The organism is Brevibacillus parabrevis, assembly GCF_003710905.1.
In the GTDB taxonomy this organism is placed as follows: domain Bacteria; phylum Bacillota; class Bacilli; order Brevibacillales; family Brevibacillaceae; genus Brevibacillus; species Brevibacillus parabrevis.
Genome location: NZ_RHHV01000005.1, coordinates 728,562 through 742,709, shown reverse-complemented (window position 1 = coordinate 742,709; position 14,148 = coordinate 728,562). Strand labels below are relative to the sequence as shown.

The 14,148-nt window shown below is 55.7% G+C and carries 3 protein-coding genes; all 3 read right to left on the bottom strand.

Annotated features, from left to right (window positions below; genetic code table 11):
* Nucleotides 1–107: 107 nt before the first annotated feature.
* Genes EDM60_RS06705 through EDM60_RS06695 form a run of 3 tightly spaced genes read right to left on the bottom strand, consistent with a single transcriptional unit; the run spans nt 108 to nt 13,852 of the window.
* Nucleotides 108–3,125, bottom strand: a complete 3,018-nt coding sequence (locus tag EDM60_RS06705; protein ID WP_122963242.1) for an RHS repeat domain-containing protein — start codon at nt 3,123–3,125, stop codon at nt 108–110.
* A 57-nt stretch (nt 3,126–3,182) separates the two neighbouring features.
* Nucleotides 3,183–4,172, bottom strand: a complete 990-nt coding sequence (locus tag EDM60_RS06700; protein ID WP_122963241.1) for an RCC1 domain-containing protein — start codon at nt 4,170–4,172, stop codon at nt 3,183–3,185.
* Nucleotides 4,169–13,852: an Ig-like domain-containing protein gene (locus EDM60_RS06695; protein WP_122963240.1), complete on the bottom strand. Its 9,684-nt coding sequence runs from the start codon at nt 13,850–13,852 to the stop codon at nt 4,169–4,171. The genes EDM60_RS06700 and EDM60_RS06695 overlap by 4 nt, the downstream gene beginning before the upstream one ends.
* Nucleotides 13,853–14,148: the final 296 nt, after the last annotated feature.

Below are 14,148 nucleotides of genomic sequence, written 5' to 3'. Positions count from 1 at the left end.
CTCTAGTTGCCAACGCAAAAACACCTCCAAGGTTGTCCCCATATCTTACGACATGGTCAGGTTCTCTTGAAGGTGTTTTGATTTGTCTCACATTACGGGGTCAGTCCCTAGGCATAAGAGGTGCTCTTGGCCTGGTTTCCGTAGGGAATCGTGCGGCTGACCTGCAAACCGTCTGGCGTAAACTCGTTTTCCACGAGCGGACGTGTGCCGCCGTTTTTCCCTTTTTGCTCCTGGTAGGCGATATCGCCATACGGGGTGTAGTACGTAATAACCCGCGACGAGTCTGGCAAGGTTCGTTCGACCACCCCTGGCCCTGCCGTCTTGGTGCCCGTGGCATCGCCATCGCGGTACGTGTACGAAATCGTGCGCGTTGATCCCTGGTTCCGATAGCTCTCGGAAAGGAGACGACCCAGCGTGTCGTAGTCGTAGGTGACTTTGCCCCCGTCCGGGTACGTTTGGCTTTTGACCTGGCTTTGTTCATCGATGTCTAGCGTAAAATTCAGGACGTCGGTCTTGCCACTTTCCAGCTCGACCCCGGCCACCGTGATTTGCGTTGGCTGCAAGCCGTAGGCGTCGTAGGCGGGAAACGTTTGCGTTCTCGTCTTGCCGCCGAAGTTTTCCGTGACCGAGTAAAGCTGCTTGTTCGTGTATTCGTAGGTGCGCTCTGTCGTCTGGCTTTTGTACCCCGCCAGATTCGCTGGATACGAGTGGATCTCGGTTTCTTTTCGCAGCAAATACTGATCGTTGTACTCGTAGGACAAGTTGGAATAATATGGATCGCTGGAAGCGGCGGTGGCTTGCGTCCGCGTCGCCTTCAGCAAGGAAAAGGTGCGGAATCTCCCTTGGCTTTCCAGATCGTACGTCCATGTCGTCAAGATGCCGTCTGGCGCCAGTTGTTTGACCAGATGCCCGTACTCGTTGTATTCGTAGTACGTCTCTTGCGCGTAGTTGTTGAGTTTGGCGGCGTACGCGGCACGCTTGGACAGAACGGGTTCTTTTAAATAGGACGAAAACACATCCGGGTCGGACACGGAGACGGGTTCCAGAAATACGTACTGGTAGGTCGGCTTCGTCTGGCGGCCGGAATAGGCATAGGTGGTATACGTTGTCGGGTTGTACGATACGGCATATTTCGCCCCCGCAATCGACGTTCCTCCCTGGCTGATTCCGGTCGTCTTCGCGCTTCGCAGCAGCGGCGTTCCGTCTGCGTTGATGCGGTAAAACAGAGAGCGGGTGTAGCGGGACGGCTCCGTTTCCGTGACCTGGAACGTATCGCCATGCCGATCGGCCATGTTTTTCAGCCGGGGCAGCTGCTCTTTCGGCATTTTCCATATTTCGTAAAAGGTGTCGTTGTCGGCATAGCTTTTTTCCAAACGGTACGTGTTCGTGCCTTTTGGCGTTTGCAGAGCGTAGCTGTACGTGACCTTGTTCACGGGATGATAGGAGATGTAGCTTAGGGCGTAACGGTCTTGGAACATGCGCACCAGTCCGTCTTTGATCGACGTCTGATCGAGTGTGTATGGCCGATACTCATACTGGATCGACAGCCCTTGCAGCGGGTAGCTGGCCTCCTGCATGAGCAAATAGTCGAATTCCTTCCGCGTCTTTTTGTCTTCGGCCCAATATTTCGGCGACTCCTGGAGCGCCTGATCCGTTGCGACCTTGTCCAACGTGTACTTTTTGTTCAGGTTGAAATAGGCCATTCCTTTGGTGCGCGGGTTATGGTACGAGTAGCGGGCGGTGGTGTAGGCGCCGTTTCCTTTGCCGCCTGGCGGGAGCACCTCTACACGAGTGAGCTGGGTGTAGATGGCCAAGCCCGATTTTTGTTCCAAATGGTAGCGGATGTGCTTGAGCACCGTCGTTTCCGATTTGTCCTTGTAGACGATCAGGTCTTGGGTCCGGTCGTTGACGCCCCTTCTTTTCAGGACCACATACCGCCCGACGCTGTCCTCGATGGAGATGAGCTCGCCGTCACTACTGACCGTGTACGTGATTTTATCGCCGTAGATGTTCGATTTGACGATCGTCCCTCTCAGCAAGTCAAACTCGTAAATCCAGTTGCGGAAGGACAAGGTGTAGTTGCTGTTCAGTCGCTCCACGGAGAAGCTGGCATCTTTGTACGGGTAATTGACAAACTGGTTGTAGTGGTATTCGAGCGACGTTCCGTCTTCGAGCGTAATAAAATAACGGTTGCCCGCCGGCAGATCGTAGACCCGGGTGGTGTAGATTTCTTGCCCCGGGTTGCGGGAATCGTCGCTCACGGAGGCGGAGTGCTCGCGGGAGACGATCTCCAATTTCGGCACGTTGAAGTCCCAGCCGGTCGCAAATCGTTCCGGAGAGGAATGGGCTTCGTTGCCTGTCTCGGTTTCGTTCCAGCCGGGCACGCTAATTTTGCTGCCCAGAGAATGGTAGCGGCGTTGCAGGACCACGTCCAGGCCATGTTTGCCTTGCAGGTACACATCCTGCTCGACCAGATTGGCCGCCCGGTACACGTCGTCTACCGATGATTCGGTCTTGGAGCGGGCGAAGTGAAACTCTTGCTCTTTTTCCGTGTACTGCGTAGGCGGAAGCGGCGTCGCTGCCTGGATGTCCATCGTTTCCGCGAGCTTGCGGATTTCCGCCATTTTCGCCGGGATAAGCGGTGTGAGCTTTTGGAGCCATTGCTGCTGGTCCGACGTCACCGATTGATAACGGGAAAGAAGGTCCGTGTCGGTGAAGGCTTTGGCTTGCGCGCGCTCTTCTTCGGTGAGGAGTTGTTCCAGATCCGAGTAGAAATAGGCGGCAAATGTCAATAGCTCCCGGTCAAACGTGCGGTGGATTTCGCTGGCGGTGGAAGCGTCCAGTTGTGTCCAGGGCAGCTTGGCGATATCCGCTTCGGTAAAGGTGGTCGGATCGCTTTTCGCGGCTTGTTGTTCGATCGGAACAAGTTGCTCGTCCGCGATGGACTGCTGGAGTTCGTTGGCCACGGCTTCCGGTGTGGATGCGGTGGTTGGTGTGTCCTGCGCTTCCTGTGGGAGCGGCTCTTGGGACGGTTCGTTGGCCAGGGCTGCTCCTGGTGGCAGCAGGGTGATGCATAGGGCCAGGCAGAGAAGGTAGATGAGTGCTTTTATGGAAAGGTGTTTCATAGGGCCTCCATCATGGGTAGTAGTCCCCCCTTGGTGAGAAGGGGGGATTGGTGTTGGTTAGGGGAACCATGTAATCGGAATTGGTTTGTAACTAGGGGTAGTTGTGCCGTTGCCAAGTTGCCCGTTCTCATTAGCTCCCCAGCCTAGAACGGTTCCATCGTTCGTCAACGCAAAAACGTGTGCTGCAAAAGTTCCCGTAAAAATCTTCTTGATGGAAGTCAGTTCCGGGATGAGGACAGGTTTTGTCTGCTCGTCTGTTGTTCCATTTCCCAGTTGACCGGAAGCATTGGCTCCCCAGACAAAAACCCGGCCCTCCAAATCAATAGCGTAACTGCTCAAGGCATTTGTCTCGATCTCAGCAATTTGGGTAAGAGATTCAATTTTTTGTGGGGGGCCACTGGGGGTCAGGTTACCATGACCGAGCTGTCCAAAATCGTTGGCTCCCCATGAATACACGGTATTGTCACTTTTGAGAGCCAAACTGTGAGTGGCTCCTGCCTTAATACTCTTGATCTCGGCCAGACCTTCGACTTTCACTGGTGTTCGATTTTTTGTGAAATTGCCCATATTGACTCCCCACATGAAGACCGTTCCATCGCGTGTCAATGCCAGTGCATACACCTCGCCAGCCGCAATCGCCGTCACATTGGACAAACCAGCTATTTGTGCAGGTACTACTTTAGGCTGTTTGTTAGCATCGCCCAATTGACCGTCCCGATTAAAGCCCCATCCCCAAACCGTTCCATCGTTTTTTAAAGCCAGGCTGAAATTGGCTCCGGCAGCAATGCCTACCATGTCAGTGAGTCCAGCTACTTGAACCGGGGTCGTTTTGGCGATCTTCGTTCCATCGCCCAATTGTCCATCATCGTTTAGGCCCCAAGACCACACGGTTCCATCCTCTTTTAAAAGGAGGGTGTGGTACTTCCCGGCCGCACTTGATTTGACCTTACTGTCGGCATGAGCCCTTTCTTCCAGTAAGCCAAATACGGTCAGTACAATGATGAAAGAGCACATTATTTTTTGGATGCTGTGGTTATTCCAGATCATTTTGTTACCCTCCCAGGTTCCTGACCGATGATTTTAATCGGGCTATTCCGATTTTGCATGGTTCCATCTCCCAACTGCCCACTCTCATTTTGTCCGGTCGCCCAGAAGCTTCCGTCATCTGTCATGATCAGCGTGTAATTCATTCCTGCCGAGATGTACTGAACACTTCTTGGAATCCCTTTGACTTGCACAGGAATGGTCAGTTGTTGATCGTAATAACGAATGACAACGCTCGCTTTCCCTCCCATTTCGCCGGATGTCATGACTCCATGCTGGTCGACTTGGAGAATCTCTGGCTGGCTGCTTTCATATACGACTTGATCGGTAACATCTTGCGCATGGCCATTTGCATACGTGGCTGTCACCTTTAATGGCTTACTCTCGTACGCATTCATTTCTACGAGATTCGCCGTTGTCTCCAGTTGTGTAACGACGACATCCACCATAACCGGAACAGGTGTCGTCTGATTTTGCATCGTTCCATTCCCTAGCTGCCCGTGCTCATTTTGTCCGGTTGCCCAAAGGCTTCCATCCGCTCGCAAAATCTGTGTATATGCCATTCCGGCAGACAAACTTTGCAATTGGACGCCAGGGTCACTCACTTTCACCGCCACGCTCCGCTGCTTGCCGGAAAATGCTGCGGTAAGCGTCGCCGTTCCTGCTTTTTTAGCTGTCAGCAAACCGCCCGTACTTACCGATGCGATGGACGGGTCATCGACAGTGTACTGGGCCTTGTCGGTAATGTCGGACTCTGTTCCATCTGCGTGTACAGCCTTGACTGCGAGCTGCTTCGTCGCATGTTCCAGCAAGGTAATGGCTTCCGGAACGATCTTGATGTCCACTACCGCGTTCTCCGCCGTGACGACAACGGGTACGTTGACGCTCACGCCTTCATACGTCACAGTGAGGCTCGCACTTCCGGCCTGGACAGCGGTGACGAGTCCGTCAGGCTGGACGGTTGCGATGGATGAATCTTGCGACAAGTACGTAACTTGCTTGGATACGTCTGCCGTTTTGCCGTCTTGGTAGGTTGCCGTTACTTGCAGGGTCTGTGCTTTTCCTACCAAAAGCTCCAGTTTGACAGGCGTGACGGTCAGACTCTGCACTGGCTCCTGAGCTTCTGTGACCTGTACAGGCACAGAGACGGTTTTGCCGCCAAACGTAATCGTAATCGTCGTGGAGCCTACTGCCACTCCCGTAATCAATCCAGTCGCTGAAACCGTGGCAATCGCGGGTTGGGCGATTTGGTAGGTGGCTTGGCTGGTCACATCGGTCACCTTGTTATCGCTATACGTTGCTTTGACTTCCAGTTGCTGGGTTGCACCCTTTTTCACGCTGACGGACTCCGGACGAACCGAGATCGTCTGCAAGGTGACGACCGTTCCTGTCACCGTGACGGGAACGGACAGGCTTTTCGCTCCGTAGGTGACCTGGATGGTTGTCGTTCCAGCGGTAGTTGCCACCACGCCTCCCATGCCATCGACCGAGGCAATCGCAGGGTTGCCGCTGGTGTATTGGGCTTTGGCCGAAACGTTTTCCTCGACTCCGTTGGAATACTGTGCGTAGATGCTCAGTTGTCCCTTGTTTCCGGCTGCCAGCGAAAGCTGCGCGGGACTGGCTTTCAGCCCCAGCAAGTAAGCTCCCTGCACCGTTACTTGAGCGGAAGCGCTTTTGCCGTTATAGGAAGCGGTAATCGTCGCGGTTCCCGGGGCGATCCCGGTCACGACGCCCTGGCTGCTCACCTGCGCCACCGATGGACTGGAGGAAGAAAAGCTGGCGACGCTGTTGATGTCTTTGCTGCTGCCATCGGTGTAGTAGGCGGTGGCGTACACGCGCTGGATTTGTCCTTCTGCCAGGGTCGTTTGCGCCGGGCTCAGGCTGATGGACGACAAAGAGATCGCCGGAGCGCTTACGGTAATCGTGAGTGTCTTCGTTTGTCCGCCATAGTACAGCCGTGCCTGGGTGGTTCCGCCGTTGACGGCGTAGACACGCCCGTTGCTGATGTAGGCTACGGATGGATTTTCCACGATAACCGTCACTTGCGAGGTGACATCCACCTGACTGCCATTTTCCAGCGTCGCGGTTACCTTGATGGACGCCGAGCCGCCGGAGGACACATCCACTTTGTCTGAATCCAGCTTCAGCGCGGTTGCCTTTGGCTGAGGCGAGACGGCTTGCTTGACGCTTTTGAGCAGATTGCCGTTCTCATCGTGGGTGAAGGTGACGCTGTTGGCGCCGTTTTCCTTGATCGCCGTGATCCGGTTGTTGGCATCGTAGACGTATTCATACAGCGTGCCTCCTGCCAGTGGAGCAAAGACGGTAAACGACAGGCTAAGCGCAGTGGTGTCGTTGTTGGTCAGCCGGACGGTGTAGCTGCCGGATGCCAACTCGTACACGGCCTCGGACTCGCTTGGCTTTTGCTTCGGACTGACGAGCGTGCCGTTGGACAGCATAGCGACCGTCGGGTATTTGCTGCCTGGATTTTTCAGCTGGACCACGGTGCGGTAGGTTCCAGGAATCAGCGCATTCATGGACAGCTCGACCGATTGCCCGGCTGGAATCGTGAGTTCCTTGGCCTGGTTGAACACAATCGCTTCTCCGCTCGCCTTGGCCAGGAGCGTCGCGTACAAGGAGCTGCGGGACTGGACGGACAGATAGTACGTTTTGCCTGCGACCAATGCCGCGCTGACACTCCCGTTTTCACCGGAAGCGATTTGGTCCGGCGTTTGCAGAGACGCGCTGCGGAACACCGCGATTTTCCCTGAGGCGAGGGAACTGGAATCGTTGGTCAACGTAAACTGGTACGTGCCGCTCGTCTTGGCGGTGAGCTTGAAATATTTCGCCTGCTCCGCCGGGTAGTACATACGAATCGGGCTGTTTTCCTGCAACAACGTGAAGTTTTCCTCCGCAGGCAGCGTCTCGACGGAGATCGAAGCCGGGTAGCTGCTGATTCCGGATGGGCTGTAGGCCCACAGCATGATCGTATAGGCGCGGCCTGGCTGGAGGCCAGAGAACGTGTAGCTGGTGACGTTCCCTACATCTCGCGCCAGAGGATGGTTATCCAGGCGGATCTGGTAGGTGCTGGCTCCGGGGCTCGGGTTCCAGTACACCGTGATGGCGTTCTTGGTCGGCTCGGTCTTGACAATGACCGGCGCTCCCGGTTTCCGTTCGACGACCAGGACTCCGCTGTAAGAAGCGGCTCGACCGCTTGCGCTGCGTACCTCCGTATTCGTATACGTACCTTCGCCCAGCTCCTGGCCCAGCCAGCTCATACTCCAATAACCAGCTGAACCAGTCGTGGTCGTCGTTTTCCTGGCATACGTCGCCGGGTAAATCGTTCCTGTGAGCGTGTCTCCTGCCTGCAAGCGGCTGTACGTGCCGTCCAGGGTAAAGGTTTCCTTCAAGTCGATAATGCGCTTCTCTGTAGGGGTGTAGACTGCCAGCTCTGGGAGGTGATCCACCAGACGAGCCGAGTAGACTTGTGGCTCCGACCAGGCTCCGCGGTTATCTTGGGCCTGTGCGGTCCAATAGATGGTCCGAAACAGCATGTCTTTGGTGATGGGAAATTGGTAGCGACCTGTGAATTTTCGCCCTTGATCCACCTCATAAATACCCTCCATCGTCTCTCTTACCTCATTTCCACCCGGTGTCCAGCCAATCCGAATTTTCCGTGCTACCAGTTTGTCCGTAGCATCCTTATCCGCAATCGTGAAGCTGATTTGTCCGGTCTTCCCTCCGTAAATGACGATGAGTTCCGTGCTTTCCAAAACCGGAGCTTGGTTGCCGTTCAGGATTTTGAAAAACCGTTTGACGGTGGTGCCGCTGACGTATGCGGGCACGTTGCTGCTCAAAATAGTGCGCAGCCGCGCTTCCACGTTGGCGCTTTTGGAAATGGTGGAAGTATTCAACTCATAGGAGCGGGTATTCGCCGACAGTTTTTCCTTAACGGTGGAAGTGACATGACCCGCCTCGGAAATGTAAATCGTCAATTCCTGGCCCGTTATTTTGTCCAAGTAGGAGCCATAGCTTGTCGAGTAATCCCAAGTGAGGATCACCCGTTCTCCCAAGTTAATCTCCGCGTTATTGGCTGGACTATTCCATGTGGCCCCGACATCGATCGGGTCTTTTTCCTTGGCCTGTGCGCGCATATCCAGGGTAAAGTCCACCTGCTGTACAGGAGACAGGCCCTGCTTCTGATCGGTAGCCCAGACTTTCAGGGAGTATACGTCATCTGGCTTCAGGTCTTGCACCGGAGCATGGTACAAAAAGGCGGAGGCGTTTTCTGACGCCAAGAACGAAGCGATCTGGTGCACTTCCCCTTCGTCGATTTGATACCAGAGGCTGACGCGATCCCCGATGTTCGGGTCCATGACCCAACCGGAAAGGGTGATCACATCCTGTCCGTTCACCTGATCGATGACTTTTCCCGTAACGGGGGTGGTGAGGTACACACGCGGCGCGGCGTTATCCGGGATGTTCGTGGAGAGATAGTCAATCTCCGGGGTCCATTTGAATGAATCCCCCACCTCGGTTTCTTTTGCCTGCGCCTGGAAATACAGCTTGTCTCCCGCCTCAACTTCCAGCTCTTGCGCTAGCTCCACCCCAACCTGATCGTTGAACGCAATGGACTGCCAGCCCGCCGACGGCCAGATTTGGGTATCGTTTTTCAAAAGGCGGAGGTTAACGCCGTCTCCTTCGCTTCCTTCGAGCATAGACGCCCAGCCGCCGACGTGAATCTTCCCGGAACGCGGCGCTTCCCAGCGAATGACCGGATCGGAGCCGCCGATTTTCATCCACGTATTCCCGATGATCGTCTCGCCTTGCGGGCTTTTCCACTGCTCGCTTTCCTGGTTCCACACCAGTTCGGTGTAGCGCTCTTCCTTGACCTCCAAATAGGACCAGTTGTGTTTGCCCTGTTCCTTGGAAAATTGCAGCCAGTAGCGATTTTCTTCGGTGATCGCCTCGACAATCGTGACGGTTCTCTCCAGGTTGGTTTGTTTTCCGTCTTTTTCGGTAACCCGTACGGTCAGCTTGTGCGTTCCCTTTGGCTGCTCCTCTGCACGCAGCCTATAGGAAAAGCCTGGCTTCGCGCCTTGGCTGCCCGGGTACGTGCGCAGCACATCGGGGCGCTCGGTGCCGTACAGCGCCTCGCCCAAAACGGTTTCGTCCAGCAGCACCTCGATTTTGTCCAACTCGCCCTCAGGGAGGAACCAACCCGTGACGAGATAGTTGCCGCTGATGACTTCGTTGTCTGACGGCGTGTCGATTTCTCCACCGTGGCTCGGTCCGTCTCCTTGGACCTGCACCGGATACGTCTGCACGATTCCGGCATACGATACGCGCAGATGCGTGTTTCCTGGCATCAGGCCCGTGATCAAGCCAGTCGACGCCTCGATTTTGGCGAGGGCCGGGTTCTCAAACGCGTACGTCGCTTCGGCCGTGACGTCTTTTGTGCTGTTGTCGCGATGGGTGGCGGTCAGTTGGAAGGTCACCGTTTTGTCTTTTTCCAGCGCGATCGAGGTGAGATTGGCGGTCAGCTTGGCAACCGGACCAATGACCACGTCTCTTTCCAGCACGAGGCTTTCCTGTCCCGTCTGATTCGTGGCGCGGATGGTCAGCTTGTGCGTGCCTTCGGCGAACGGAAGCGTGTCCCATTGGTAGCGGAACCCGGCGTTTGCCTGGCGGTAATGCGGATACATCGCTGCAATATCCGGGCGAGGTTCGCCGTATTCGGCGGTGCCCACAGCTTGTCCATCCACGAGTACCTCGACTTTGGCAATGCCAGACGGGTCGAGCAGCCAGCCTTGGACGGTGGTCACGCCACCGATGACAGCGCGGTCAAATGGCAGCTCTAATTGCCCTTTTGGCTGCGTGGACCCGGCTTCTGTCTCCGTCACGGTGACGGGGATGGTGACAGATTGCCCGCCGTAGCTTGCGACTACGTTGGTCTGGCCAACTTGCAGCCCCGTTACCACACCGAGAGGGCTGACGTGGATGATCTCGGCCTTTTCTGCCGTGTACTGTGCTTCTCCTGTGATCTCTTTGGTCGTTTGCTCCGTCAGTAGCGCGGAGATCGTCAGCTTTTTGCTGGAATCTTTCGGCAAGGTGACGGTTGGCTCTTGCGGCTGCAAACGAAGGATCGGGGGTTGTTTTCCGATGACGAAGCGTTTTTCTGGCAACGGATGCGACTTGCCTTCTCCGTCGATGGCCACCACGGCAACGGTATGCTCCCCGGCTGGCAGGTCGGATCCCTCCAGCGTCAGGCTGAAACCGGCGTGGCTGTTTGCATAATCCGGGTGCAGCAAGGCGATATCCGGGCGAGCGATGCCTGCTTTTGCTTCGCCTTTCTTCGTTCCGTCTACGAGAACGTCGTAACGGGTAATGGGCGTCGTCGCTAAAAACCATCCGGCGATCGTGCTTGTGCCCTCGATGACAGCTCCTTGGACGGGCGTCTCGATTTCGCCCATCGCGGACAGTGGTCCGGCTTCCGTGACGGTGATGGGGATAAGGAGGCTCTGCTGTCCGTAGGTAATGGTCAAGTTTGCCGTGCCAGGTGTAATGGCGGTGACGAGGCCATCTGTGTTTACTTTCGCTACTAACGCGTTATCCACCATATAGCGAGCTAACTTAGTGACGTCATGCTCACTCTGATCTTCCAAGATCGCCTTGATCACGAGTAGATGCGTTTTTCCCTCTGCGAGGCTCAATTCAGTGCGGTCTGCCCGCAAGCTTTTCGCTGGCAAAAGCGGAACGACGTGGATCTTTCTTTCCCCAAGCATCGTCTGCGTCCCGTCTTGGCCCGTTCCGCGTACGGAAAGCGTATGCGTTCCTTCCTGGAGCTTGCTTGTATCGAGATCGAATTGATAGCCGATATCGTGATTCGGCGAGGAGACATCCGTGATCTCTACTTCTGGACGTGGTATGCCGTAGGCGGCTTCCCCTTGGAGGGCACCGTCTACCAGCACTTCTACCTTGGCGACTCCACCTGAGTGGAAATACCAGCCCGTAATCGGGTACACGCCGCTAATGGTCGCGTTGTCCGGTGGGGTATCGATGCCGCCTTGGATCAAGCCTGCCGCTTCCCGCACCGTTACGGGAACGGTCAGCACATGTTCCTGGTAGTGGACGGTGATGGTCGTTTGTCCGGCTTCTAATCCCGTGACCATTCCACTTGGCGAAATACTGGCCACATGCGGATGTTCTGCGGTATAGGTCGCTCCTGCGGTCACGTCTTTTGTCTCTTGATCGGAAAGGACAGCCGAAATGCGTAGCTGTTGCGTTTTCCCGCGAGCCACCTCTACTTTTTCAGGCGCAGCCGAGATGCTTGTCGTTGGCTGTTCTTGTTCAACTAGGATAGCTCGCTCCGCCAGCACATGTTCCGTGCCGTCGTTGCTGACAGCCGTTACTTTCAGCACATGCGATCCTTCTTGATCAGCGTTCGTCTGGAAAAGGAACTGAAAACCTGCCGCCGGATTGCGGTAGTCCGGGTAAGCTGTTTCGATGTCGCGACGGACAATCCCGTACTGCGCATCCCCCAGCCGCGTTCCGTCCAGTTGCACCTCGATTTTCGCCACTCCGGCCGGGTCCAAGTACCAGCCTTCCACCAGCACTTGACCCGCTACGGTGGCGTTGTTTGCTGGGTGCTCCACTTCCCCGCGCGCAGGGAGCGGTGTTTCTTCCTTGACTTGAACCTGTACCGGGATGACCAGCGTCTTGGCTTCGTAGGTGACGGTAAGGTTTGTGCTGCCGACTCCAACCGCTTGCACGACTCCCGTCTCACTCACGGTAGCAACTCCCGGGTCAGAGGAAACATAGGTCACCTGCTGCGTCACGTCTTGGACCGAGCGATCCTCCAAAATGACGGATATCTTCAACGGGTGGCTGTCGCCCGGAGCCAGCTCCAGCTTCTGGACATCCGCCTGCAAGCCCTCCGGCAACGGCGTTTCGCCGACATAAAAGGCTCGGCCCGCGATGGTCGTTTTCTCGCCAGCCGTATTCTCAATCACAACGGCCAGTGTATGCGCTCCGCTCGCTAGTGTTTGCGTGTCCAGTTGGAACGTAAACCCGGCGTTTTGATTGCCATATGCCGGATATTTCGCCGCGATATCCGGTCGTGGCTGACCGTACTGCGCTTCTCCTGCGTCAGCCCCATCCACTTGGATGCGAATGCTCGCCACTCCCGCAGGGTCAAGATACCACCCTTTTCCATTCAACAGACCGCTCGTCCATTCGCCATTTTCCGGACTGTCCAGCCCTGCCAGTGGACGCAGCGGTTCCGGCGGGGTCACCGTAACGGAAATCTCGAAGTGATGTCCCTCGAACTCTCCGGTTACTTTGGTTTCGCCCGGCCCGACAGCACTCACAAGTCCTGTTGCCCTTACCTTGGCAATGGCCTCATCCTGCACGGCATAGCTGACCCGCTTGGTCACGTCTTGTTCCGAGCCATCTGTGCGCTTGGCTGTGACTTTGAGCGGCTGGCTTTCCCCCTGTGCCAGCTTGAGTTCTGAAACAGAAGGCAAAAGCGCTTCGATTTCCGCAGAACTTTCCCCTTGCCCTAGCGCTTTCTCCAAATGCACCAGCCCTTTGCCATAAAAACGGGACTCGCCCAGCGGCGTAGCGCTTTTCGTCAACAGATCGCGCAGCTCAGCGCTAGAAATGTTTCCTTTCGCCGACCAAATCACGGCCGCCGCCCCCGCTACGTGCGGAGCAGCGAGCGAAGTGCCTGATCTCGTCTGAAAATCTCCACCAGGCGCGGTACTGCGGATATCCACCCCTGGCGCCATGAGGTCCAGCTCTTTTCCGACACTGGAAAAATCGGCGCGCTGGTCTTCCCGGTCAACCGCGCCGACCGAAATCGTTTCCGCATACTGGGCTGGAAACAGCTCGGTTTCTTCGCCCAAGCCCCGGTTGCCCGCCGCCGCAATGACCAGAATGCCGTGCTCGTTCGCCCGTTTGATCTGGTCGTGCAAGGCGCGGCTGTTTACATAACCGCCCGCGCTGATCGAGAGGATGTTCATCCGGTTTTGAATCGCCCATTCGATCCCCTGGATCATGCTGGAGTAGGTCCCGTGGCCTTTTTTGTCCAACACTTTAATCGCGTACAATTCCGCTTCCGGCGCGACCCCGACGATACCAAAATCGTTGTCCCGAGCGGCGATGACTCCCGCTACAGCCGTACCGTGGCCGTGCTGGTCGCCAAAATCGTCCTCTCCTTCGATGTAGGACACACCGCCCTTGATCTCCAAGTCTGGATGGGCAGAAATCCCGGTATCCATTACCCCGATTTTGATGCGTTGCCCTTTGTACTGCTGACTGTGCGCAGCGGCGGCACCGATATGCTCGACGCCCCACGGCACTTGCTGGCTTTGGCTCGGCGAGAGACTTGCTTCCGCCAGCTCGGTTTCGCTGTCTTCTTCGATGTAGGCGACATTTTCGTCTTCCAGCATCGCTTGTTTCTCGCTTTCGGTCAGTTCGGCGACCACGATTTGTCCGGTGAGTGGCTCCACCGATGACCGCTGGATCGCCCGGACCTTAGCGCGTTCCTGTTTCTTGAAGCCGATCAGGTATGTCTTGCTGTCCGCACTCGCCGCCGCATGCGCGGGAACGAGCTGCAAAAGCAGGAGCGACACCAGGAGGAACGCTTGGAACATACTGAATAAACGGAGGAAGGCCTGGTTCATTCACGTGACTCCTTATCTGGATTGATTTGTTGGTTGCGGCTGTGTCATTTGCCCAATGAAAATGGTACCTCTCCCTCCTGTCAACAGTTTGCAAAGGTATGAAATTCACAGCAAAAATAGTAAAATATTCCTGTTGCATTCAGGCGAATTATATTAAATTTCAAAACATGGTTCAACAGGAATTTACTTGAAATTTGCATTTTCGACACCATTGGCAATTTTTCAACATTTGCGGTAAAGTCAAATGAACAGGATTTTATCTGAAAATGTCGATTTGCACCTACTGCCGGCTTGGC